Origin of the sequence: Streptomyces sp. NPDC101178 (genome assembly GCF_044767965.1) — a bacterium.
Lineage (GTDB): Bacteria > Actinomycetota > Actinomycetes > Streptomycetales > Streptomycetaceae > Streptomyces.
The window spans coordinates 303,206-325,755 of record NZ_JBIWOZ010000001.1 but is presented as its reverse complement, the minus strand read 5'-3'; the positions used below and the strand labels follow the sequence as shown (position 1 = coordinate 325,755).

21 protein-coding genes are annotated in these 22,550 nt (G+C 72.9%); 9 read left to right on the top strand and 12 right to left on the bottom strand.

The annotated features are described in order from the left end of the window. The first annotated feature begins 439 nt into the window (after positions 1-439). Both ACIRR8_RS01415 and ACIRR8_RS01410 read left to right on the top strand, forming a co-directional pair. Entirely contained in the window at positions 440-1,477 is a 1,038-nt protein-coding gene (locus ACIRR8_RS01415) for an ArsR/SmtB family transcription factor (protein ID WP_404058677.1), read from the top strand. A 150-nt stretch (positions 1,478-1,627) separates the two neighbouring features. Then, positions 1,628-2,038: a VOC family protein gene (locus ACIRR8_RS01410; RefSeq protein ID WP_404057719.1), complete on the top strand. Its 411-nt coding sequence runs from the start codon at positions 1,628-1,630 to the stop codon at positions 2,036-2,038. Positions 2,039-2,107: 69 nt separating this feature from the next. Here ACIRR8_RS01410 and ACIRR8_RS01405 read toward each other — a convergent pair whose 3' ends face one another. From ACIRR8_RS01405 to ACIRR8_RS01390, 4 genes are all read right to left on the bottom strand, one after another. Beyond that, complete coding sequence (locus ACIRR8_RS01405) at positions 2,108-3,274, bottom strand: alkaline phosphatase PhoX (RefSeq protein ID WP_404057717.1); 1,167 nt, start codon at positions 3,272-3,274, stop codon at positions 2,108-2,110. 130 nt (positions 3,275-3,404) lie between these two features. Beyond that, positions 3,405-3,773 (bottom strand): nitrite reductase small subunit NirD, encoded by a 369-nt coding sequence (nirD, locus tag ACIRR8_RS01400; protein ID WP_404057715.1) that lies wholly within the window; start codon positions 3,771-3,773, stop codon positions 3,405-3,407. Continuing rightward, positions 3,773-6,346: a nitrite reductase large subunit NirB gene (gene nirB / locus ACIRR8_RS01395; RefSeq protein ID WP_404057713.1), complete on the bottom strand. Its 2,574-nt coding sequence runs from the start codon at positions 6,344-6,346 to the stop codon at positions 3,773-3,775. Before nirB ends, nirD begins: the two co-directional genes overlap by 1 nt. 1 nt (position 6,347) lies before the next feature. Beyond that, on the bottom strand, positions 6,348-7,631 hold the full coding sequence (locus ACIRR8_RS01390; RefSeq protein ID WP_404057711.1) for an NAD(P)/FAD-dependent oxidoreductase: 1,284 nt from the start codon (positions 7,629-7,631) through the stop codon (positions 6,348-6,350). A 129-nt stretch (positions 7,632-7,760) separates the two neighbouring features. Between ACIRR8_RS01390 and ACIRR8_RS01385 the strand changes: the two genes are divergently transcribed. After that, positions 7,761-8,552, top strand: a complete 792-nt coding sequence (locus ACIRR8_RS01385; RefSeq protein ID WP_404057709.1) for a TSUP family transporter — start codon at positions 7,761-7,763, stop codon at positions 8,550-8,552. A 52-nt stretch (positions 8,553-8,604) separates the two neighbouring features. On the opposite strand, the gene ACIRR8_RS01380 is transcribed toward ACIRR8_RS01385, so the two are convergent. From ACIRR8_RS01380 to ACIRR8_RS01360, 5 genes are all read right to left on the bottom strand, one after another. Beyond that, a complete protein-coding gene (locus tag ACIRR8_RS01380; protein WP_404057707.1) occupies positions 8,605-9,237 on the bottom strand; it encodes a class F sortase in 633 nt (210 codons plus the stop codon). A 237-nt stretch (positions 9,238-9,474) separates the two neighbouring features. Beyond that, complete coding sequence (locus ACIRR8_RS01375; RefSeq protein ID WP_404057705.1) at positions 9,475-10,020, bottom strand: hypothetical protein; 546 nt, start codon at positions 10,018-10,020, stop codon at positions 9,475-9,477. A gap of 389 nt (positions 10,021-10,409) precedes the next feature. Further along, positions 10,410-10,871 carry a DUF5990 family protein gene (locus ACIRR8_RS01370; protein WP_404057703.1) on the bottom strand — a complete coding sequence of 154 codons (462 nt, stop codon included), beginning with the start codon at positions 10,869-10,871 and terminating at the stop codon, positions 10,410-10,412. A 61-nt stretch (positions 10,872-10,932) separates the two neighbouring features. Next, entirely contained in the window at positions 10,933-11,802 is an 870-nt protein-coding gene (locus ACIRR8_RS01365; protein ID WP_404057701.1) for an aminotransferase class IV, read from the bottom strand. A gap of 157 nt (positions 11,803-11,959) precedes the next feature. Further along, positions 11,960-12,190, bottom strand: a complete 231-nt coding sequence (locus ACIRR8_RS01360; protein ID WP_404057699.1) for a hypothetical protein — start codon at positions 12,188-12,190, stop codon at positions 11,960-11,962. A 269-nt stretch (positions 12,191-12,459) separates the two neighbouring features. On the opposite strand from ACIRR8_RS01360, the gene ACIRR8_RS01355 reads away from it, so the two are divergent. The 3 genes from ACIRR8_RS01355 (at position 12,460) to ACIRR8_RS01345 (ending at position 13,989) form a co-directional block, all read left to right on the top strand. After that, a complete protein-coding gene (locus tag ACIRR8_RS01355) occupies positions 12,460-13,065 on the top strand; it encodes an NADPH-dependent FMN reductase (protein WP_404057697.1) in 606 nt (201 codons plus the stop codon). Between the two features lie 61 nt (positions 13,066-13,126). Further along, positions 13,127-13,468, top strand: coding sequence for a divalent-cation tolerance protein CutA (gene cutA, locus ACIRR8_RS01350; protein WP_404057695.1), 342 nt, complete (start codon positions 13,127-13,129; stop codon positions 13,466-13,468). An 8-nt stretch (positions 13,469-13,476) separates the two neighbouring features. After that, positions 13,477-13,989: a gamma-glutamylcyclotransferase family protein gene (locus tag ACIRR8_RS01345; protein WP_404057693.1), complete on the top strand. Its 513-nt coding sequence runs from the start codon at positions 13,477-13,479 to the stop codon at positions 13,987-13,989. On the opposite strand, the gene ACIRR8_RS01340 is transcribed toward ACIRR8_RS01345, so the two are convergent. Then, complete coding sequence (locus tag ACIRR8_RS01340) at positions 13,952-16,030, bottom strand: molybdopterin oxidoreductase family protein (protein ID WP_404057691.1); 2,079 nt, start codon at positions 16,028-16,030, stop codon at positions 13,952-13,954. The genes ACIRR8_RS01345 and ACIRR8_RS01340 overlap by 38 nt on opposite strands. 158 nt (positions 16,031-16,188) lie before the next feature. Further along, on the bottom strand, positions 16,189-16,977 hold the full coding sequence (locus tag ACIRR8_RS01335; RefSeq protein WP_404057689.1) for a vancomycin high temperature exclusion protein: 789 nt from the start codon (positions 16,975-16,977) through the stop codon (positions 16,189-16,191). A 211-nt stretch (positions 16,978-17,188) separates the two neighbouring features. Between ACIRR8_RS01335 and ACIRR8_RS01330 the strand changes: the two genes are divergently transcribed. The 3 genes from ACIRR8_RS01330 to ACIRR8_RS01320 all read left to right on the top strand — a co-directional run bounded on the left by ACIRR8_RS01330 (position 17,189) and on the right by ACIRR8_RS01320 (position 20,858). Further along, the gene (locus ACIRR8_RS01330) at positions 17,189-18,076 is read left to right on the top strand and encodes a sirohydrochlorin chelatase (RefSeq protein ID WP_404058675.1); all 888 of its coding nucleotides are present in this window, start codon (positions 17,189-17,191) and stop codon (positions 18,074-18,076) included. 53 nt (positions 18,077-18,129) lie between these two features. Further along, entirely contained in the window at positions 18,130-19,473 is a 1,344-nt protein-coding gene (locus ACIRR8_RS01325; RefSeq protein WP_404057687.1) for a deoxyguanosinetriphosphate triphosphohydrolase, read from the top strand. A gap of 125 nt (positions 19,474-19,598) precedes the next feature. Next, the gene (locus tag ACIRR8_RS01320) at positions 19,599-20,858 is read left to right on the top strand and encodes an NAD(P)/FAD-dependent oxidoreductase (protein ID WP_404057685.1); all 1,260 of its coding nucleotides are present in this window, start codon (positions 19,599-19,601) and stop codon (positions 20,856-20,858) included. On the opposite strand, the gene ACIRR8_RS01315 is transcribed toward ACIRR8_RS01320, so the two are convergent. Further along, the gene (locus ACIRR8_RS01315) at positions 20,749-22,494 is read right to left on the bottom strand and encodes an MFS transporter (RefSeq protein ID WP_404057683.1); all 1,746 of its coding nucleotides are present in this window, start codon (positions 22,492-22,494) and stop codon (positions 20,749-20,751) included. The genes ACIRR8_RS01320 and ACIRR8_RS01315 overlap by 110 nt on opposite strands. Between the last annotated feature and the right edge of the window lie 56 nt (positions 22,495-22,550).

Sequence of the window (22,550 nt, the reverse complement as noted above, 5' to 3'; positions counted from 1 at the left end):
CCTGTGCGGGGGTGCCGCCGCTTCGCCTTGCCCGCGGAATATGTGGTGGGCGCCGCCGGAAGCCCGCCCGTAGCGGAATACGCGCTACCGATGTGTCGCAGCACACATTGCTTCGTTTAATGCGCAAAGAAGTGACGGTAGCCATCAGGTGGACCGGGGTGCGGTCCATGGATCCCCACCCATGGACCGCACCCGGCTTACCCCCGCCGGGTACGGAGCCGCACCGTCGCCCGCCGCCGCCGAACACACAAAGCCCCCCACGGCCTTCACGTGCTCATCCGGCGGGCACCGGATGCGTACCCGACGTCGTACAGCTTTTCGGGTGAAGCGGAACGGGGCGAGACGTTTCACTTCTGGCCGAAACCCCGTGGTGACCTCCTGTGACGGTCCGCATACCCTTCGGTGGGGGCAATTGCGGATGCAACAGGTGGGGGCGGTAGTGCTGCGGATCCATGTGTCCAGGCTGGACCTTTCGCGGGTGCGGATGGCCACGAGACCGGACGCGTTGTGGGAAACGATTCTCAGTTTTCACCGGCTGAGGGACCGGCGGGCGTCGACGGTCTTCGGGAAATGGCGGGGCGAAACACGGGCGCGGTTGAATGGTGAGGCGCAACTGCTGGCGGCGGTCGTTCCGCCCCGCGGATATTTCCCGGATTTCCTGACGCCCTCGCAGGAAGGCGCCGAGCCTTTCGGGCTCGACGTGGGAATGGAGGCCCTGCGCGACACGCCCTCCGACCGCATCCGCCGCGAGCTGGACCTGATGGCCGCCGGCCGGCGGCGGCAGCGCGGCGGCCTGGGCCCCGCGGGCCCGGACGCCGGCGCCGGCCGGATCACCGCGGCGCTGCCCGCCGCACTCTCCGAGGGCCGCGCAGAGCCGCTGGCCCGGCTCATCGGCGCCCTGCGCAGCTACCACGACGCCGCCGTCGAGCCGTACTGGCCGCACATCCGGGCCTCCATCGAGGCCGACCGGGCCGTGCGGGGCCGCGCGCTCCTGGACGGCGGCGCCGACGGGCTGCTGGCCACCCTGCCGCCGATGATCCGGTGGCGAGCGCCGGTGCTGGAGGCGGACTACCCCGTCGACCGCGACCTGTATCTCGACGGGCGCGGGCTGCTGCTCCAGCCCTCGTTCTTCTGCCGGGGCACCCCGGTCGTCTACCGCGACCCGGCGCTCCCGCCCGTCCTCGTCTACCCGGTCACCCACCCCGGCGCACCGGAGTTCGCCGAGCCCGGACCCTGGCTCGGCCGCCTCGTGGGCCACACCCGCTCCGCCGTCCTGCAGTCCATAGGCAACGGCTGCACGACCAGCGAACTGGCCCGCCGCGCCGGGGTGTCGCTCGCCTCGGCGAGCCAGCACGCCTCCGTCCTGCGCGAGGCGGGCCTGGTCCTCACCCTGCGCCACGGCAGCTCGGTGCTCCACACCCTGACGCCGCTGGGCGGCTCCCTGCTCCGGGGCGGGGCGCCGCTCGCGCTGTCCTGAGGGCGCCGCCGGGAGAGTCCTCAGGGGCGGTCGCCAGAAGCCGTCCAAAACTCGTCGCGCGGACGGCGATGAGTTCCGGGCGACCCCGCCGTCTACCCCTTCGACAGCGCCTACGGGACAGCCCGAAGGACAGAGGAAGAGGCAACGACCATGGCTCAGATGATTTTCGTGAACCTGCCGGTGAAGGATCTGGAGACCTCGAAGGGCTTCTACGAGAAGCTCGGCTACGGCATCAACCCGCAGTTCAGCGACGACAAGACCGCGTGTGTGGTCATCAGTGACACGATCTTCGTCATGCTGCTGACCGAGCCGCGCTTCAAGGACTTCACCAAGAAGGACATCGCGGACGCCTCGAAGATGACCGAGGCCATCCTCGCCCTGAGCGCCGACAGCCGCGCGAAGGTCGACGAACTCGCCGACGCGGCGCTCGCGGCCGGCGGGTCCCGGGCGGGCGAGACGCAGGACATGGGCTTCATGTACGGCCGCTCGTTCCAGGACCCCGACCACCACATCTGGGAGGTCATGTGGATGGACCAGGCAGCCGTCGAGGGCCAGGCCTGATCCACGAGGGGCCGCACCGCGAGGGTGTGCGCCGGGGCCACGGGGGAGCCCCGGCGCACACGGAGGGCGTCAGCCGCGGAACGGGCCCGTCACCTCGTACGTGATGCCACCGGACGAACTGCCGCTGGTGCCGCGCTGCGAGGAGAAGTACAGCCGCTTGCCGTCCGGTGAGAACGCCGGGCCGGTGATCTCCGAGGAGGACTGGCCGGTGATCCGCAGGAACGGCGCCACCGTGTCGTTCGGCGTGATCAGGCAGATCTCCATGTTGCCGCCGTCCTCCGCCACGTACAGATCGCCGGAGCCGGCCCGGGTGACGTTGTCGACACCGGTGAGCGGGGCCGCGCCGCCCGTCACCAGCGAGTCGTCGTACGTCAGCGAGATCGACGAGGTGGTCGCGTCGTACGCCCACACCCGGTTGTCGCCCTTGGTGGTGAACCAGCAGGTGCCGGCCGCGTAGAAGCAGCCCTCGCCGCCGTTGAAGACCTTGGCGCCGGAGACCTGGTGGCGGGTCTGGGTGGAGGAGGCCGCCGGGTCGGGAACGTTCGCCCAGGTCACCGGCCCGGAGGTGCCCGTACCCGCGACCAGCACCTGGAGCGTGCCGCTCGACAGGTTGCCCCAGGTGGCGGGCCGGAAGCGGTAGAAGCGGCCGTCGCTCTCGTCCTCGGTGAGGTAGATGTACCCGTGGTCGGGGTCGGCGGCCGCCGCCTCGTGCTTGAACCGGCCGAGCGCGGGCCGCCGCACGGCCGCGTTCACACCCCACGGGTCGGTCTCGTAGACGTAGCCCCGGGTGACCTCCTCGCAGGAGAGCCAGGTCTTCCACGGGGTCGCGCCGCCCGCGCAGTTGATGTTCGTCCCCGACAGGATGCGGTACGCGGACGTCACCGTTCCTGAAGAGTTGAACCGCACCGCGCTTGCCCCGCCACCGCTGCCGGACGACACCTCGGCGTTGGAGACGTAGATCCAGCCCGACCCGTCGGCGTAGGTCGCACCGCCGTCGGGGGCGCTGTGCCAGCGGTAGGAGGTGTTCGCCACGGTCTGGCCCGACCGGGCGATGATGCGGCTGGTGAAGCCGCTCGGCAGCTGGATGCCGTTGCCGTTGGCCGCCTGCAGCGCGCCGTACGGGCCGGGGGCCGGCTGGGCGGGGGCGGCGGAGGCGGCGCCGCGCCACAGCGTGCCGCCGAAGGCCGCCGCCGAGCTGCCGACCACCGCCGTGCGCAAGAAGGTCCGACGTTCCACGATTCACTCCACGGATGAGTGAGGGCCCGCCGCTCCGGACGGACCGGCGGGTCGCGCGTCAGGACTGTAGGAGTACGTAGTTGACGAGGCGTCAACCAGAAGTGAACGCCAGGGGGCCAGGGCCCGGCGCTCACTCCACCCGTACCGCGTACACCGGCACCGAGACCTCCTCGTCGTCCAGGCACACACCGGTCTCCAGGTCGAAGCGCTGCTTCAGCAGCGGCGAGGCCACGAACGGCCGCCCGACCGCCGAGCCGAGCAGCCCGCGCGAGAGGACGTACGCCCCGGAGAACGGGTCCCGGTTGGAGATCGCCCGCACCGTCCCCGACCGGTCCAGGAACAGCGCCGCCTGCCCGCCGTCCGGCAGCAGCACCGCGACACCGCGCCCCGGACTCAGCAGCTCCAGGCCGCAGACGGTGAGCCAGCCGTCGGCGTGCGCGACCCGGACGACGGCCGCCGTGGTGCCCGGCGTGGTGGTGCTCAGGGTGGTGGTGGTCATCAGGACGGGGTCCCTTCGAGGGTGCGGACGGCGAGGACGGGACCCGCGAGCAGCTCCAGATCGGGTTTGATCTGATCCCGCTCCGGGACGAACTTCACCGACGGGTCGGGTGCGTCGGGCGCGTTGACGAAGCTCACGAACCGCCGCAGCCGCTCCGGGTCGTCGATGGTCGCGGCCCACTCGTCGCGGTAGCCGGACACATGGTCGGCCATCAGCCTCTCCAGCTCGCCGCAGAGCCCCAGCGAGTCGTGGACGACGACATCCCGTACGTGCTCCAGGCCGCCGTCGATCCGCTCCAGCCAGGCCGAGGTGCGCTCCAGGCGGTCCGCCGTACGGATGTAGAACATCAGGAACCGGTCGATGAGCCGCACCAGTTCGGCGTCCGAGAGGTCCTGCGCCAGCAGATCGGCGTGGCGCGGGGTGGCCCCGCCGTTGCCGCCGACGTAGAGGTTCCAGCCGCCGGCCGTGGCGATGATCCCGAAGTCCTTGCCGCGGGCCTCCGCGCACTCGCGGGCGCAGCCGGAGACCGCGGACTTGAGCTTGTGCGGCGAGCGCAGGCCCCGGTAGCGCAGCTCCAGGTCGATCGCCATCTTCACGGAGTCCTGTACGCCGTAGCGGCACCAGGTCTGCCCGACACAGGACTTGACCGTCCGCAGCGACTTCCCGTACGCGTGCCCGGACTCGAAGCCCGCGTCGACCAACCGGGTCCAGATGAGCGGGAGTTGGTCGACCCGGGCGCCGAAGAGGTCGATGCGCTGGCCGCCGGTGATCTTCGTGTAGAGGCCGAAGTCGCGGGCGACCTCGCCGATGACGATGAGCTTCTCCGGGGTGATCTCGCCGCCGGGGATGCGCGGGACGACCGAATAGGAGCCGTTGCGCTGGAGGTTGGCGAGGAAGTGGTCGTTGGTGTCCTGGAGCGCCGCCTGCCCGCCGTCCAGGACGTAGCCGCTGGCGCCGACGGTCGGCGCGAGCGAGGCGAGGACCGAGCCGACCGTCGGCTTGCAGACCTCGCAGCCCTCCCCGCCGCGCGCCTCCTCGCGGCCGTGCGAGTCGAGGAGCGTGGTGAACGAGGTGATCTCCAGGGTGCGTACGATCTCGTACAACTCGCTGCGGCTGTAGGCGAAGCAGCCGCACAGCCCGGTGTCCTGGCTCTGCGGCAGCAGCTGCCCGATCACCTTGACGCAGCTGCCGCAGCCGGTCCCGGCCCGGGTGCACTTCTTCACCTCGGGCAGTGTGGTGTGCTCGCAGATCGCGCCCTTGGTCACGTTGTGGCAGGAGCAGATGACGGCGTCGTCCGGCAGCGCGGAGGGCCCCAGCGTCACCGGCCCGCCCGCTCCGGCCGGCAGCACCAGCTGCTCCGGTGCGACCGGCAGGACGGTCCCGGTCATCGGCCGCAGAGTGCCGTAGTCGGCGGCGTCCCCGACCAGCACCCCGCCCAGCAGCGTGCCGTCCGCGCCGATGACCAGCTTCTTGTAGACGCCGGAGCGGGAGTCGGCGTACACCACGTCGAGCGCGCCCGCCGCGCTCCCGTGCGCGTCACCGAACGAGGCCACGTCCACGCCGAGCAGCTTCAGCTTCGTCGACATGTCGGCCCCGGTGAACCCGGCCCGACCGCCGCCGAGCACCTCGGCCACCGTCTCCGCCATCTCGTACCCCGGCGCGACGAGCCCGTAGACCCGCCCGTCCGACGCGAGCGCGCACTCGCCGATCGCGAACACGGCCGGGTCCGACGTACGGCACTCCTCGTCGACCACGATCCCGCCGCGCTCGCCGACCACGAGCCCGCAGTCACGCGCCAGCTGGTCACGCGGCCGCACACCGGCGGAGAAGACGACGAGATCCGTGGCGAGCGAGGACCCGTCGGAGAGCGCCATCCCGTTCACGGCCCCGTCCGCGCCCGCGGTGACCGCCTGCGTCCCCACCCCCGTGTGCACGGACAGCCCCATGCCCTCGATCGTCCGCAGCAGGGCCGCGCCCCCGCCCTCGTCCACCTGGACCGGCATCAGCCGGGGCGCGAACTCCACCACATGGGTGCGCAGTCCGAGCCCTTTGAGCGCCCCGGCCGCCTCCAGACCGAGCAGCCCGCCGCCGACCACCGCACCGGTCTCGGCGCCCTTCGCGTACTCCTCGATCGCGAGCAGGTCCTCGATCGTCCGGTACACGAAGCAGCCCCGGGAATCCTTCCCCGGTACCGGCGGGACGAAGGGATACGAGCCCGTCGCCAGCACGAGCGTGTCGTACGGGAACACCGCCCCGGACCGCGCGGTCACGGTCCGGGCCGTCCGGTCGACGCTCTCGGCCGGGTCGCCGACGTACAGCTCGAAGCCGTGCTGCTCCATGAACTCCGATTCCACGAGCGAGAGTTCCTCCGGGGTCCGCCCGGCGAAGTACGAGGTGAGCCGGACCCGGTCGTAGGCGGGCCGGGGCTCCTCGCAGAGCACGACGACCCGGGCCCGCCCGGCGGCCGGCGTCAGCCCGCGCGCGGCCAGCGACTCCAGGAACCGCTGGCCGACCATGCCGTGCCCGACGAGGACGAAGGCGGGGGCGGTGTTCGGGATCGTGGTTTCCGGCATCTCAGTGGCCTCCGTCGTCGGTGAGCAGGTGGAGCAGGGACATGGCGGGCGGCAGCGGTTCGTCGTCCTGCCAGGTACGGGCGAGTCCGGCGACCGCGCCGAGGTCGCCCAGGAGCACCCCGCCGGCCAGCCGCCCGTCCCGGACGACGACCGTGCGGTACGCGCCACGGGTGCCGTCGGCCAGCCGGACCACGTCGTCGCCCGGTAGCGGACGGGCCTCGCCGAAGGCGGCGAGGTCGAGACCGTCGGGCCCTTCGGTGCCTTGGGCGTGGCTCCCGGCACGCAGCGAGAGCCGGGTCAGGGCCCGGGTGCCTTCGTAGCGGGCGGGCCGGCCGGCCAGTACCTCGGCCAGCACGTCGGCCTGTTCCAGCGCGGGGCCGGCGAGCCCGTAGAGCGTGGCGCGGTGCTCGGCGCAGTCGCCGAGAGCGTGGATGTACGGGTCCGAGGTGCGCAGTTCGTCGTCGACCACGATCCCCTTGCGGACCTCCAGACCGGCGGCCCGCGCGAGTCCGGTCCGGGGCCGGACCCCGCAGGCCAGCACGGTCAGGTCGGCGGCGAGCTCGTAACCGTCGGCGAGCTGGACGGCCCGTACGGCTGTCGGCGCGGTGCTCTGTGCGTTGGCCGGCGAGGCCCGCACGGACTCTCCGGTCGCCACGGTCGTGCGGCGCAGCCCGCGCACCCGGCACTCGGTGTGCACCTCCACGCCGAGCGCTTCGAGGTGGCCGCGCAGCAGAGCGGCCGCTTCCGGGTCGAGCTGGCGCTCCATGAGGTGCTCGCCCTGCTGGGCCAGGACCACCTGCGCGCCGCACTCCGCGAGCGCCCGGGCGGCCGACACTCCGAGGAGTCCGCCGCCGATGACGACCGCGCGCACTCCGGGACGTACGGCGGCGCGCAGGGCCAGGGCGTCGTCGAGCGTGCGGAACGGGTGGACGCCGTCCGGCAGGGTGGCGCCGAGCCCGCGCAGCGGCGGGAGCACCGGGTTGGAGCCGGTGGCCAGGACCAGGCGCCCGTAGCGCAGCACGCTGCCGTCGTCGCAGTGGACGAGCCGGTCGGCCCGGTCGATCCGGACCGCCCGCACGCCGCGCCGTACCTCGGTGGCCGGCAGGGCGATGACGCCCGGGTCGTACCGCCCGGCCAGCACATCGGCCAGCAGCACCCGGTTGTAAGGGGCGTGCCGCTCCTCCCCGACGACGGTGACGCCGGGGAGGAGCGCGGCGAGCCGGGCACCGGCCATCCCGGCGCCGATCACCACGACGGGCGCGGCACTCTCCGTCTTCTTCCTCATGGCCAGGAGCATGCGCGGCGGGTGTTACCCAGCCGCATCCCGCCGGTTTCCCGGGCGGAACCGTGCGCTCAGCGCCGGCCGGCGGCCCCTGTGAGTTCCGGCGCCGAGGGCCCCCTTAGTGTCGGGTCCATGCCCGACATCACCCTGACCACCCTGATCCTCCTCTGCCTGGCCGCGGCCGCCGCGGGCTGGATCGACGCGGTGGTGGGCGGTGGCGGGCTGCTCCTCCTGCCGGCGCTGCTGCTCGGCCTGCCGAACGTACCGGCCGCCCATGTCCTCGGCACCAACAAGGCCGTCGCGATCGTCGGCACCTCGGGCGCCGCGATCACGTACGTCCGCAGAGCCCCGGTCAAGGTGGGGCTGGCGGTACGGGTGGGGCTGATGGCGCTCGCCGGGTCGATGACCGGGGCGTTCTTCGCCGCCGGGATCAGCAGCGAGGTGCTGCGCCCGGTGATCATGGTGGCGCTGCTCGGGGTCGCGACGTTCGTCCTGCTGCGCCCGTCGTTCGGCACCGCGGCGGCGGGCGACACCGACGCGCGGCCGGTCACCCGGTCCCGGATCGTCACCGCGATCGTGCTGGTCGGCGGCGGGATCGGGTTCTACGACGGCCTGTTCGGCCCGGGCACCGGCACCTTCCTGGTCCTCGCGCTCACCGCCGTACTCCACCTGGATTTGGTGACGGCCTCGGCCACCGCCAAGATCGTCAATGTGTGTACGAACGGGGGAGCGCTGGCGATGTTCGCGTACCAGGGCACGGTCCTGTGGCAGCTGGCCGCGCTGATGGCCCTCTTCAACCTGGCGGGCGGGATGGCGGGGGCGCGGATGGCGCTGAGCCGGGGGAGCGGCTTCGTCCGGGCGGTGCTGCTGACGGTGGTGTTCTCGCTGGTGGCGAAGCTGGGCTACGACCAGTGGACGGCATAGCCAACGTATCCGGGGCTCATCGCACGTCGGTGAGACGGGCCGTGTCCGGTGCTCACCGCACGTCGGTGAGATGGGCGTAGGCCACCACGTTGCCCTGGTAGCCGGTCTCCTTGGAGAAGCCTCCGCCGCAGGTGATCAGCCGCAGTGAGGCGTGCGGGGAGTCGCCGTAGACGCGCTGGTCGGGGAAGTCCTCGTTGTCGTACACCTCGATGGCGTCGATCGAGAAGACCGCGGTGCGTCCGTCCTCGCGGACGACCTCGACGCGGGTGCCCTTGGTGAGGGCGCCGAGGGCGTAGAAGACGGAGGGCCCGTCGGCGTTGTCGACATGCCCGGCGACGATGGCGGTGCCCTGGGCGCCGGGCGGGACGCCGTCCGCGTACCAGCCCGCGAGGTTGCGGTCCTCGTCCGGCGGCACGTCCAGGCTGCCGTCGGCGCCGAGACCCAGCCGCATCATGGGCGCGTCGACGTCGATGCTCGGGATGCGGATGCGGACCGGGTCGGAGGGGCGCAGCGGTTCGGCTACCGGGGAGCCGGGCTGGAGCTGGGGCCCGGCGGCGAAGGCCTGGGCGCCGGAGGGCTGCGGCGGGATGAGCTGCTCGCCGGAGCCGTTCTGGACGAGCCAGATACCGCACAGCACGGCGATGCCCACCAGCCAGCCGCGGGCTTTCTGCGCGCTCTGGGACACGTTCGCCGTCCTCGTCAGCCGGTGCTCCGGTGGGTCTCGGGAGCCGGGCGGGTCTCGGGTCGGAGGTGGTCGACCGAGGCGGGCCGGACGCGCCCGGGAACGCGCCAGGCCCGGGTCGGTGCGGGGGAGCGGTGCGGCTCCCGGGGCGGTGGGCCGGGAGCCGCAGGCCGGAGCCCGGGATCTGCGGCTCTCCGGGGCCCGGGACCTGCGGCTCTCCGGGGCCTTGCGGTCCTGGCCTCAGCTGCCGTCGGTGGGCTCGGTCCGGCGGCGCAGCAGCCACAGACCGCCGACGGCCGCCATGCCGACCACGCCGACGCCGAGGGCGACCTGCGTGGAGTTCGGCTCGACGCTGCCGCCGACCCCGGTCCGTACATGGCCGGACGGCCGGTCGTGGTCGGGCCTGTCGTGCTTACCGCCGCCGATCACCTTGAGGTCGCCGACGGCGTCCTTGCCGTTGTCGCAGGAGACGACGACCTCGTAGACGCCGGGCCGGGTGTCGTGCGGCACGGTGAACTGGCCGACGAGCACCTCCTTGTGCGTCCCGTGGCGGACCTCGAAGTCCCCGGCGTCCAGGGAGTTGGCGTCACCGATGCCGGAGCCCTTGGGGCCGCAGGCGGTGGTGTTCACGGTGACCTTGGCGCCGGGCGGAGCGGTGGCGGGGGTGATCTCCAGCCGGCCGAAGTCGTCGCCTGCGTACGCGGACGGGGCGGCGGTGAGACCGAGCGCTATGACGGTGGCCGCGGCGGTGGCGGTGCCGGTCACGAGGCGGGCAGGACTGCGCATGGGGATCCTCCGGGCAGACGGCGCGAGCGGTTGTGTCCTGCCCCCGACCTAACGGGGGCCCGGCACCGCACGCCTTCTGACGCCAGGTCAGCTTTCACCCGTACGGACCGGCGCGGCACTCTTGTCGCCGGGAGTTCTCGCAGGTCACAGCGGTGCGACTGGGCCGTTCGGTCCGTACTGCCGGATCGGATGCCGATCGGGTGAGGTCGAGAACGCCAGGGTTCGGCGAGGATGTGCGACGGATGTGACGTACGTCACATGCATGCCTTCCCGGGTGCCGGGCACACGCAAGACACCCCCCCACGGGACGGATCCCCGCCCCCACGGCACCCGCCCCCACTGGGCCCACCCCCCCCCGGGTCCGGTGCGGGCGGTGTCGGCTCCGGGGGTCAACCGCCGCCCGTGGCGCTCCACGAGATCAGTGGCGGACGCACCCGTCCGCACAGCGGCTGCCCCTTCTCGTCGGTCAGCCCCAGTCGCCCGGTGAGCCGCCCGGAGCGCGCGGCGGCTTCGAGGACCTCGGGCTCGATGTCGCTGAACATCAGTTTGGCGCGCCGGAACATGGAGAAGAGCCCGGCCTCGTCCACGGTTCCCCACGACAGATAGACGAACCGCCCGCCCAGCCGATTCTGGATGTACGGCCCCGAGACGGCGACCCCGTCCGCCGTGGCTTTCGCCGCACATTCCAGAATCCAGGAAGTGCCCGGTGCGTCTCCGGGGCAGAGCCCGAGCAACTCACCGGGCCGGTCCTTGCGCTGAACGCCGACATGGATGTTCTCGAACCCGGGAAAGTCGGAGTCCGGCCCGCACGCGCGACCGGGAAGCGCGGAGGCCTCGATAAGGATCTGCATACTCTCCATGGTCCGTCACCGCCACGGAACGACCATGGAGAGGTCGATTTCCGGCCACGTCTCAGAGAGGCTCCGCCGGCGTATCCCGATACACGGCCTCCAGCCGCCCCATCACGCCTTCCGTGTCCGCATCCGTGCTCGCGGCATCCGTGCTCGCGATATCCGTGCTGGCGGCATCCGTGCTGGCGAACTCCACCTCGTCGATGCGCCGCACCGGCGCGATCCCCTGCGAGTTGCAGAGGAAGGCGCCCCGGTACGTGCCCAGCCCGTTCAGCGTCACCGCCCGCCGCACCGACGGTTCCCCGGCCGCCGCGAGGCCACGTTCCAGGAGGGTCATGGTCGTACCGGCGAGCGCCGGGCCGTTTGGCCACACCACCGAAGTCCCGTCCCAGAAGCCGATGTTGGTGAAGGATCCTTCGGTCACCACGCCGCCCGGCGCGGTCAGCAGAGCCTCGTCGAACCCGGCCCGCGCGGCGAGCATTCCGTAGTACGTCTGCCCGAACTCGCCCGGCCGCTTGATGTGCGGCACGGCCCGCGTGTACGGCACCGACATCAGGCTCCGGGCCCCCGGCGCCATCACGGCAGCCTCACGAACGGTGACCATGACCCGCGTACGGCTCTCCCCGGGCGGCAGGAACCCATGCACCCGCACGGACGCGTCCCGCAGCCCTGCCCTGTCCAGCGCGCGCCGGATCAGCTCCCTCACGTGCCCGCCGTCCAGAGGCAGGTGGAACAACTCCCGATTCGCCGTCTCCAGCCGCTCCAGATGCAGCCCGAGCCCTCGCACCTTCCGGTCCCTCACCTGCATGGCGGTGAAGTGCCCGAACCCGAAGAGGGCGGGGACGCGGAGGTCGTCCTCGGTGGCGGGGTGGCCGTCCATCTCGACGTGGGGGAGGGGAAGGGCTGATGTGCTGGGCGAGCGATGCGTCATGCGACCACCGTAGGCACGGGAGGCTGAGCCTCGACCACCGTAGGCGGGGGAGGTTGAGCCGCGGGATCGGTGAGGTAGGGCATACAGCTCCCGGGCGTGGCCCGCGTGGTGTGTGAAGTGCCTTTTCAGGTGGGTGGGTTGTCCATACGGGTGCCGGTCAGTCGGCGGGCAGGCCAAACCAGCGGAGGAGTACGGGCCGTGCGTCGTCGGGGGCGTCCTCGGGGCCGTGGGCATAGCGTGCGAGCAGGGCCAGATAGTCGTCGTGGAAGGCGTCCAGCTCGGCCCTGGTGAGGTGGGTGAGGCTGCGGGAACCTCGCATCCAGCCTTCTGAATCCGCCTGCCCGACGGTGAACTGCCGGGCGAGTTCGACGTCCTCCTCCATCCTCATCCGGTCCAGCTCGGTCGACAGGGCGCGCTCGGCCTCGGTCAGCTCATCCTGTGGCGGTCTGCGGATGTCGAGCCCGCGCCCCGCGCACCAGCGGCTGTGGTCCTCTGGGGCGCGTGCTCGACCGGGCTCTGGGCCTGCCGTCGGCGGCGGGAGCGAACGTCTTCGCCATGGATGTCACGGTGTCCATCCGGCCCTACGCGTAGGCCCGTTCAGGCGCGACCCGCTGTCGACTTGACCTCAACTAAAGTTGAGGCTCAAGACTCGACCGCATGGACACCACCACCAAAGCCCTCGCCCCTGCCCCTCTCCACGTCGCCGTCATCCTCGGCAGCAACCGGGAAGGCCGCTTCGGGCCGGTCATCGCCGACTGGTTCCTCGGCCGGGCCGCTCGGTACGACGGCATCGAGACCGAGCTCATCGACGTCCTCTCCGCCGACCTCCCCGTCTCCCTCTCCTTCCGCCCCGGCCCCGAGGACGCGGCCCGTATCGAGGCGGTCTCGGAGCGGCTGGCGGCTGCCGACGCGTTCGTCGTGGTCACGCCCGAGTACAACCACTCCTTCCCGGCCCCGCTCAAGAACCTCATCGACTGGCACCGCAGCGAATGGCAGGCCAAACCCGTCGCCTTCGTCAGTTACGGCGGCAGGTCCGGCGGGTTGCGCGCCGTCGAGCAGCTCCGGCAGGTCTTCGCCGAGACGCACACGGTCTCCGTCCGCGACACCGTCTCCTTCCACAACGCGGGCGCCCTCTTCGACGACGAGGGGAACCACCGGGAGCCGGCGGACGTCGACGGGGCGGCCAAGGCACTCCTGGACCAGCTGGTCTGGTGGGGCGTCGCCCTGCGCGACGCGCGAAACCGGCATCCGTACAGCGCCTGAACGGCTCCGGGCCGACAATCGGTGCACGGGCAAGTGCCCGCCGTACCCGAGGAGACCGACGATGACAGCGCCGCCGGCATGGCTGACCGTACTGACCACGACCGACAGCGAGGAGAAGGCCCACGAGCTGGCGCAGGGGGCTGTGGAGGCCCGGCTGGCGGCCTGCGCGCAGATCTCCGCGCCCGTCACCTCGGTCTACCGGTGGCAGAACGCCATCGAGTCCTCCGAGGAGTGGCAGGTGCTCTTCAAGACGGCGGCCGAGCGTTACGAGGAGCTGGAGGAGTACCTCCAGGGGGCGCACGACTACGAGACCCCGGAGATCATCGCCATCCCCGTCATCCGCGGCAGCGCCCGTTACCTCGGCTGGGTCACGGCGGAGACGGCCCCCGCAGCCGCCCTGTGACGGCGGCCATGAGCACCCTGGACCCCAGCCCCCCACCCACCGACGAGCTGCCGTTCTTCGTGTACGGCACGCTGCTCCCCGGCGAACCCAACCACGACCTGTTCCTCCGGGGCCGTACGTCGAAGGAGCAGGCGGCCGTCCTGCCCCGGGCCCTGCTGTACGACGGCCCCGGCTACCCGTACGCCATCGACGGCCACGGCCGCGTCCACGGCACCCTGCTCACCGCCGCGCCCGGGGTGTACGGGGAGCTGCTCGGGCTCCTGGACCACCTGGAGGAGTACCTCGGGCCCGGCCACCCCCGCAATCTGTACGAGCGGGTCGTCCGCGAGGTCGAGCTGCCGGGGGAGGGCGGAGCGGCGGAGGGCGAAGAGGGTGAACCGGGGGAGGAGCCTCCGGCGACCCGTGCGTGGGTCTACCTCGCCGCGGCCGCCGTCACCCGGTCCCTGCGGACGAGCGGCAGCGTCATCGCCGAAGGGCGGTGGATCACCGGGCGGGCTCCAGGCGGACCGCGCACACCTTGAACTCCGGCATCCGCGACACCGGGTCGAGGACCGGGTTGGTCAGCGTGTTGGCCCGCCCCTCACCCGGCCAGTGGAACGGCATGAACACCGTGTCCGCCCGGATCGCCCCGGTGATCCGGGCCGGCGCCACCGCCCGGCCGCGCCGGGACACCACGGCGACGAGCTCACCCTCCGCCACGCCGATCCGCTCCGCCAGGCGCGGGTGCAGCTCCACGAACGGGCCCGGAGCCGCCGCGTTCAGCTCCTCCACCCGGCGGGTCTGGGCACCCGACTGGTACTGCGCCACCACCCGTCCCGTCGTCAGCACCACCGGATACTCCCGGTCCGTCTCCTCGGCCGCCCCCCGGTGCACCACCGGCACGAACGCGGCCCGCCCGTCCGCCGTCGCGAACCGGTCCAGGAAGAGCCGCGGCGTGCCCGGATGGTCCGTGTCCGGGCACGGCCAGAACACGCCGTCCTCCGCCGCGATCCGCTCGTACGTGATGCCCGCGTAGTCCGCCGCCCCGCCCGCTGAGGCCCGCCGCAACTCCTCGAACACCTCGGCCGGTTCGGCCGGGAACCCCTTGCCGTGGCCCAGCAGTCCGGCCAGCGCGTGCAGCACCTCCAGGTCGCTGCGCACCCCCTCCGGCGGGTCGAGCGCCCGCCGCCGCAGCACCACCCGGCCCTCCAGATTGGTGGTGGTCCCGCTCTCCTCCGCCCACTGCGTCACCGGCAGCACCACGTCCGCCAGCTCCGCCGTCTCGGAGAGGACGACATCCGCCACCGCCAGGAAGTCCAGGGACGCCAGGCGCTCTTCCACGTGCGAGGCGTGCGGGGCCGAGACCACCGGGTTGGAGCCCATCACCAGCAGCGCCCGCACATCCCGCCCCAGTGCGTCCAGCAGCTCGTACGCGCTCCGGCCCGGACCCGGCAGGCTGTCCGGATCCACGCCCCACACCTCCGCGACATGGCGGCGGGCGTCCGGATCGGTCAGCTTGCGGTAGCCGGGCAGCTGGTCCGCCTTCTGGCCGTGCTCCCGGCCGCCCTGCCCGTTGCCCTGCCCGGTCAGGCACCCGTACCCGGACAGCGGCCGCCCCGCCCGCCCGGTGGCCAGGCAGAAATTGATCCACGCGCCCACCGTGTCCGTCCCCTTGGCCTGTTGCTCCGGCCCCCGCGCCGTCAGCACCATCCCGCTCTCCGCCCCGCAGAACAGCTCCACCGCCTCCCGCAGCCGCGCCGCCTCCACCCCGCAGATCCGCTCCACCAGCTCCGGCCAGTGCGCCATCGCCCCGGCCCGCGCCTCCTCCCACCCACGCGTACGGCTCCGTACGAACTCCTCGTCCACCCGGCCTCCCGCCACCACCAGGTGCAGCATCCCGAGCGCCAGGGCCAGATCGGTGCCGGGGCGGGGCGCCAGATGCAGGTCCGCCTGCTCGGCGGTGCGGGTGCGGCGCGGGTCGATGACGATCAGCCGCCCTCCGTTGGCCTTCAGTTCGGTGAGATACCGCAGCGCGGGCGGCATCGTCTCGGCCAGGTTCGACCCGACCAGGATCACGCATCCGGTCCGCGGCACGTCCTCCAGCGGGAACGGCAGCCCCCGGTCGATCCCGAACGCCCGCTGGTGCGCTGCCGCCGCCGACGACATGCAGAACCGGCCGTTGTAGTCGATCTGCGAGGTCGCGAGCACCACCCGGGCGAACTTCCCGAGCGCGTAAGCCTTCTCGTTGGTCAGCCCGCCCCCGCCGAACACCCCCACCGCATCCGCCCCGTGCGCCGCCCGCACCCCGCCGAGCCCTTCCGCGATCCGCCCCAGGGCCTCGTCCCAGCCCGCCTCCTCCAACGCACCGCCGGGCCGCCTCCGCACCAGCGGAGAAGTCAGCCGGACCCCTTGGCGCAGCACGGTCGGCGCAGCCCGCCCTTTGCCGCACAACGCGCCCCGGTTGACCGGGAATCCGGTGCGCTCCACCACCTCGGCCACCGCTCCACCGGAGACCGGGCGCAGGCTCATCCCGCACTGGAGTGCGCAGTACGGGCAGTGGGTGGGTGTCTCGGTACCGGTCATGGGCCCCAGCCTGCGAGAGCGGTATTACGGGAACGGAGGCACCCGGTTACGCCACCGGAACGCCCGCCTCAGCCTCCCGCCCACACCCCTGTGAGGTCCCAGGTCACGGCGCCGCCGACGCCGCCTGTCCTCAGGTCACGGCGCCGCCCGGCTTCACGTCACGGCGCCGCCGACGCCAGCGCCTCCGTCACGCCGGCCTCCTGCGGCCCGAGGAAGCGCGGGTCGGGACGGAAGAGAGCGTCCAGGGCCGCCTTGCCCGACGCGGCCAGCTCCCGGGTCCCGCCGTAATACCAGGTCGCGTCCCGGGGCTCGTCGACCGCGACCCCGTACGCGTCGATCCCGGCGGAGCGGCACAGTGTGGTCGCCCGGTGGATGTGGAAGCCCTGGCTCACCAGCACCGCCCGGTCGACCCCGAATATCTTCTTGGCCCGCACGCACGAGTCCCAGCTGTCGAACCCGGCGTAGTCGCTGACGATCCGGTCGTCCGGCACCCCGCGCTCGGTGAGATACGTCCGCATCGCGTCCGGCTCGTCGTACTCCACCCGGCTGTTGTCCCCGGTGACCAGGACGACCTTCACCTTCCCCGTGCGGTACAACTCGGCCGCCGCGTCCAGGCGGTGGGCCAGATACGGGGTCGGCCGGCCGTTCCGGAGCCCGGCGCCGAACACCATGGCGACCTCCCGGGCCGGGGCGTCCGCCGTGGTCCCGACCCGGTCGCCCGCACCCATCCGCATCCAGGTCGCGGGCAGCAGAGCCAGCACGCAGAGGGCCATCAGCCCCTGCACGGCGAGCCGTCGGCCCCGGCGGGTGCGCGGCACCCTCAGCAGCACCCGCAGCCGCACCCGCAGCCATGGTCCGAGTCTCTTCGCGCTGCCTTCCGGTCTCCCCGGCACCCCCCGCGCCTCCCGCACTTCCGACGCCTCCCGTGCCCTTGGCATCCCCCGCATCCCTCGCACGCGAGCCCCCTCACCGTCCGTACCGTCGTTCGGTCCCAACTCACCTGACGAGCGAAACGCCCGAAAGGTTCACCGACCGGCAGAAACAGGTGCAGGCCCCCGCACCGCACACCGGCCACCACCCCTCCGTGAGGCCGCGGAAAACCTCCGTGACCCTCAGGCAACGGCCCGGCAACCTCCGCCCGGCACGATCGGATTCATCATCACCCAGCCCAGCCCAGCCCAGCCCAGCCCAGCCCAGCCCACCGCCGCCTCCCGGAACGGAACCCGCAGGCCCATGCACCGCACCCGCCCTCTCGCCGTGCCCCGGCCCCCCGCCGCGCCCCGGCCGCCCACCAGCGCGCCCGCCCCGCCCGTCCTCCTCGCCGTCGCCCACGGCAGCCGCGACGCACAGGCCCTGCGCACCGTCCTCGCGCTCCTGGACCGGATCCGCGACCTGCGCCCCGGGCTCGACGTCCGCCTCGGCCACATCGAGCTGAACCAGCCCCTCCTCCCGGACACCCTGGACGGCCTGCACGGGGCCGACGCCGTCCTCGTACCGCTGCTCCTGGGCCGCGGCCACCACGTCAAGCACGACCTGCCCACGGCCGCGGCCGCCGCCCCCTTCGTACGGACCCGGATCGCCGCCCCCCTCGGCCCGCACCCGCTGCTGGTGGAGGCGTTGTACGGGCGGCTCGTGGAGGCGGGCTGGGATTCCGCCGACGAAGGGGGCCGCCGGGCCGCCGTGGTCCTGGCCGCCGCCGGCTCCCGCGACCCCGACTCGGCCCAGGACACCCGGCGTACGGCCCGGATGCTCGGCGAGCGGCTCGGCGGCGTGCCCGTGATCCCCGCGTACGCCTCCGCCGCCACCCCCACCGTCCCCGCCGCGCTGCGCGCGCTGGCCGCCCGGGGCCGGCACCGTACCTTCGTCGCCTCGTACTTCACCGCGCCCGGCCGCTTCGCGAGCGCCGCCGCGAGCGCCGCGCCCCGCACCGCCGCCGTTCCGCTAGGCGCCCACCCCGCCATGGCCCGCCTCCTCCTCCACCGCTACGACCAGGCAGTGTCCGCCACCGCGCCCTCCGAGGCAGTGAGCTTGCTCGCTTCCGCCTGACTCCCCGGCCCGCTCACGGCGCGTTGTCGGTCCCGGTCGCTACTGTCGGAGCCATGGACGGCACACAGGGCGTACGCGGGGCAGATCAGACACACGGCACACCCGGCGAGCGGGACACCGGGAGCGGCTACGGGGCGGCCGACACCGAGCGGTTCGACACCGAGCAGGACAAGCGTCCCGGCCGCACCGCCTTCCAGCGCGACCGGGCCCGGGTGCTGCACTCCGCCGCGCTGCGCCGGCTCGCCGGGAAGACCCAGGTGGTCACGCCCGGCACGCGTTCGCTCGTCTGGGACGCCAGCCCCCGCACCCGTCTCACCCACTCCCTGGAGTGCGCGCAGGTCGGCCGGGAGCTGGGCGCGGTCCTCGGCTGCGACCCGGATCTCGTGGAGACGGCCTGCCTCTCGCACGACATGGGCCACCCGCCCTTCGGCCACAACGGCGAACAGGCGCTCAACGACTTCGCCTCCGACTGCGGCGGCTTCGAGGGCAACGCCCAGTCGCTGCGGCTGCTGACCCGCCTGGAGCCCAAGCGTTTCGTCCACGACCCGCGCACCGGCGAGCTGGTGAGCGTCGGCCTCAACCTGACCCGGGCCGCCCTGGACGCCGCCACCAAGTACCCCTGGCCGCGCGGCGCGCACCCCACCGACCCGCACTCGGTGAAGTTCGGTGTGTACGCGGACGACCTGCCGGTCTTCGCGTGGGCCCGCAAGGGCGCGCCCGAGGACCGCACCTGCTTCGAGGCCCAGGTGATGGACTGGTCCGACGACGTGGCGTACTCGGTGCACGATTTCGAGGACGGGCTGCACGCCGGGCACATCGACCCCAACTGCCTCTACGCCGAGCCGGAGCGCGAGGAGATCTTCGCCGTCGCCATCGGCCGTTACGTCCCCGCCGACACCGACCCGCAGGAGCTGGCGGAGGCGCTGGACCGGCTGATCGACCAGGAGTGGTGGCCGCACGGTTACGACGGCTCCGCCGTGGCCCAGGCCCGGCTGAAGGACGCCACCAGCCAGCTCATCGGCCGGTTCTGCACCGAGGCCGAGGGCGCCACCCGCGAGGTCTACGGCCCCGGCCGCCTCACCCGGTACGGCGCGGAGCTTGTCGTTCCGCGCACCGTGCGCAACGAGTGCGCGGTCCTCAAGGCGGTCGCCGACCGTTACGTGATGCAGCGCGCCGAACAGGAGACCCTCCGCGCCGACCAGCGCATCGTCATCGCCGAGCTGGCCGCCGCGCTCACCGCCCGCGCGCCCGAGGGGTTGGAGCCGCACTTCCGGGCGCTGTTCGACCAGGCGTCCGACGACCACTCCCGTAAGCGCGTCCTGGTCGACCAGATCGCGGCCCTGACCGACGCCTCCGCGCGATCCCTGCACGCCGCGCTCACCGCCCGCAGAGGCTGAGAGGCAGACTGGAACCTGACCACTGGGTGTGACCTGTTCCGGGCACACCCTCTTTCGCCATCACGCTGCGTGCGGGACGCTCGCAGCCGGGGGCGCCGCGCAGCACAGTACTGAGGAGGCATCAAGTGGTCGACGCACACAGGACATTCGTCATCGTCGGAGCGGGACTCGCAGGGGCGAAGGCGGCCGAAACGCTCCGCGCGGAAGGGTTCACCGGCCGGGTGATCCTCATCGGGGACGAGCGCGACCACCCCTACGAGCGGCCACCGCTCTCCAAGGGCTACCTCGGCGGCAAGGAGGAACGCGACAGCGTCTTCGTCCACGAGCGCCCCTGGTACGCGGGCGCCGACATCGAGCTGCACCTCGGCCAGCCCGTCACCGCCCTCGACCGGCACGCGAAGACGGTGCAGCTCGGCGACAACACCGTCATCCACTACGACAAGCTGCTGCTCGCCACCGGCTCCGAACCGCGCCGCCTCGACGTCCCCGGCACCGACCTGGCGGGCGTCCACCACCTGCGCCGCCTCGCCCACGCCGACCGGCTGCGCAACGTGCTCGCCGCTCTCGGCCGCGACAACGGCCACCTGGTGATCGCCGGCGGCGGCTGGATCGGCCTGGAGGTCGCCGCAGCCGCCCGGGGGTACGGGGCCGAGGTCACCGTCGTCGAGTCGGAGGCCACCCCGCTGCACCAGGTCGTCGGCCCCGAGCTGGGCCAGATCTTCACCGAACTGCACAGCTCGCACGGCGTCCGCTTCCACTTCGGCGCCCGCCTCACCGAGATCACCGGCCAGGACGGCATGGTGCTGGCCGCCCGTACCGACGACGGCGAGGAGCACCCGGCCCACGACGTGCTCGCCGCGATCGGCGCCGCCCCGCGCTCGGCCCTGGCCGAGGCCGCCGGTCTGGAGATGGCCGAGCGGGCGCACGGCGGCGGCATCGCCGTGGACGCCTCGCTGCGCACCTCCGACCCGCACATCTACGCCGCCGGTGACGTCGCCGCCGTCGCCCACCCGCTGCTCGGCATCCGCCTCCGCGTCGAGCACTGGGCCAACGCCCTCAACAGCGGACCGGCCGCCGCCCGCGCGATGCTCGGCCAGGACGTGACGTACGACCGGGTGCCGTACTTCTTCTCCGACCAGTACGACCTGGGCCTGGAGTACTCCGGCTGGGCGCCGCCCGGCAGCTACGACGAGGTGATCATCCGGGGCGACGCGGGGAAGCGGGAGTTCATCGCGTTCTGGCTCAAGGACCGCCGCGTCCTGGCCGGGATGAACGTCAACGTGTGGGACGTGACGGAGACGATCCAGGAGCTGATCCGGGCAGGTCAGCAGCATGACCCGGAGGCGCTGGCCGACCCGTCGGTGGAGCTGTCCTCCCTGCTCTGACGGCCTCCTGAAGGGCGGGGGCGTCGGCCCGAGGGGCGGGGGCGTCGGCCACCGCCCCCGGGGCCGGGCTCTTCGGCCCCCGCAGGAGTACGAGGAGGAGCAGGGCGGCCATCACGGCGACCCCCGCCCACATGGCCTGCTGCCAGCCGTCCACGAACGACCGCTGGGCGGCGTCCAGGAGCGCCTCCCGGTGCGGGCCCGCACCGCCGGCCGCCTCGACCGCGTTGGCGACGCCCTCCCGCGCGGAGTCCGCCGCGTCCCGGGGGATGCCGCCCAGCCGGTCGTCCACGGCGCTCCGGTAGCCGGCCGACAGCAGCGCACCGAGCAGGGCGACCCCGAGCGCGGTGCCGAACTCGCGGGTGACGTCGTTGAGCGCGGACGCCACGCCCTGGCGCTCGCGCGGCAGGGACGCGGTGATGGCCTCGGTGGACGGGGTCATCGCCAGACCCATGCCGAGGCCCATCGCGAGCATGCCGGGCAGGATCGACAGGTAGCCGCCGCCCACCGAGACGAACAGGGCCATGAGCGCGAGTCCGGCGCCGCCCAGCGCGATCCCCGTCGCCATCGTCGTACGGGCCCCGACCCGCGCCGCCAGCCGCGGGGCGAGCCCGGACGTCAGCATCATCAGGACCGCCATCGGCATCAGCGCGAGGGTGGACAGCAGCCCGGACCAGCCCAGCACCGCCTGGAGGAACGGGAAGAGGACCACGGCGATCCCCGCCTGGACACCGAAGACCACCAGCAGCGTGAGCGAACCGCTCGCCAGCCGCCGCTCCCGGAAGAGCCGTACGTCCAGCAGCGCGGCCTCCCGGCGGCGCAGCTCCCGGGCGACGAAGGCGGTGGCGGCGAGGATGCCGACGGCGAGGGCGGAGAGGGTGACGGGGGCGCCCCAGCCCTTCTCCGGGCCTTCCTGGAGGGCGAAGATGAGGCCGGTCACCGCGACGACCGAGGTCAGCGCGGTAACGGTGTCGAAGGAGTGCCCGGCGTGCTCCCGGGAGTCGGGGACCGAGCGCAGCGTCATGGCGAGCGCCACCCCGACGAGAGCGACCGGCAGGAGGAACAGCCACCGCCAGTTCGCCACGTCGACGAGCAGCGCGGAGAGGAACATCCCGATGACGCCACCGCCCCCGGCGACCCCGGTCCAGACGCCGATCGCCTTTCCGCGCTCCTCCTCGGGGAAGGTGGAGGTGATCACGGCCAGGGTGATCGGCATGATCATCGCCGCTCCGACGCCGCTGAGGACGCGGGCGGCGAGCATGATTCCGGCCGTCGGCGCCAGCCCCGCCAGCACGCTCGCGACGCCGAACACGACCAGGCCCGCGATCAGCATCGGCTTCCGGCCGATCCGGTCGCCGATCGCGCCCAGCGGCAGCAGGAGCGCGGCCAGGGCGAGGGTGTAGATGTTGATGATCCACAGGACCGTGGACTGGGAGGCGCCGAACTCGACGGCCAGGTCGGTCTGGGCCACGTTCAGCCCGGACACCGAGGCGATGACCGCCATCAGCGCGACCGAGACGGCGATCAGGATCATCCGGAGCTGACGGGGTCCGGGCGGGCCGGGCGGTCCGGATGGGTTCGGCCCGGCGGCCTCGGGTCCGGAACCGGCTCCGGGCGGTGCGGGCGGACGCGTTCTCATGAGTGCCCCTCACGTCGTACGGGGCCCGGCTGTTCCGGACCCGCCCCACGACGCTA

Coding starts and splice junctions, on each gene's coding strand:
- ACIRR8_RS01410 (WP_404057719.1), top strand. CDS start 1,628: ATGGCTCAGATGATTTTCGTGAACCTGCCGGTGAAGGATCTGGAGACC.
- nirD (WP_404057715.1), bottom strand. CDS start 3,773: ATGACCACCACCACCCTGAGCACCACCACGCCGGGCACCACGGCGGCC.
- nirB (WP_404057713.1), bottom strand. CDS start 6,346: ATGCCGGAAACCACGATCCCGAACACCGCCCCCGCCTTCGTCCTCGTC.
- ACIRR8_RS01390 (WP_404057711.1), bottom strand. CDS start 7,631: ATGAGGAAGAAGACGGAGAGTGCCGCGCCCGTCGTGGTGATCGGCGCC.
- ACIRR8_RS01385 (WP_404057709.1), top strand. CDS start 7,761: ATGCCCGACATCACCCTGACCACCCTGATCCTCCTCTGCCTGGCCGCG.
- ACIRR8_RS01375 (WP_404057705.1), bottom strand. CDS start 10,020: ATGCGCAGTCCTGCCCGCCTCGTGACCGGCACCGCCACCGCCGCGGCC.
- ACIRR8_RS01370 (WP_404057703.1), bottom strand. CDS start 10,871: ATGCAGATCCTTATCGAGGCCTCCGCGCTTCCCGGTCGCGCGTGCGGG.
- ACIRR8_RS01365 (WP_404057701.1), bottom strand. CDS start 11,802: ATGACGCATCGCTCGCCCAGCACATCAGCCCTTCCCCTCCCCCACGTC.
- ACIRR8_RS01360 (WP_404057699.1), bottom strand. CDS start 12,190: ATGAGGATGGAGGAGGACGTCGAACTCGCCCGGCAGTTCACCGTCGGG.
- ACIRR8_RS01355 (WP_404057697.1), top strand. CDS start 12,460: ATGGACACCACCACCAAAGCCCTCGCCCCTGCCCCTCTCCACGTCGCC.
- cutA (WP_404057695.1), top strand. CDS start 13,127: ATGACAGCGCCGCCGGCATGGCTGACCGTACTGACCACGACCGACAGC.
- ACIRR8_RS01345 (WP_404057693.1), top strand. CDS start 13,477: ATGAGCACCCTGGACCCCAGCCCCCCACCCACCGACGAGCTGCCGTTC.
- ACIRR8_RS01340 (WP_404057691.1), bottom strand. CDS start 16,030: ATGACCGGTACCGAGACACCCACCCACTGCCCGTACTGCGCACTCCAG.
- ACIRR8_RS01335 (WP_404057689.1), bottom strand. CDS start 16,977: ATGCGGGGGATGCCAAGGGCACGGGAGGCGTCGGAAGTGCGGGAGGCG.
- ACIRR8_RS01325 (WP_404057687.1), top strand. CDS start 18,130: ATGGACGGCACACAGGGCGTACGCGGGGCAGATCAGACACACGGCACA.
- ACIRR8_RS01315 (WP_404057683.1), bottom strand. CDS start 22,494: ATGAGAACGCGTCCGCCCGCACCGCCCGGAGCCGGTTCCGGACCCGAG.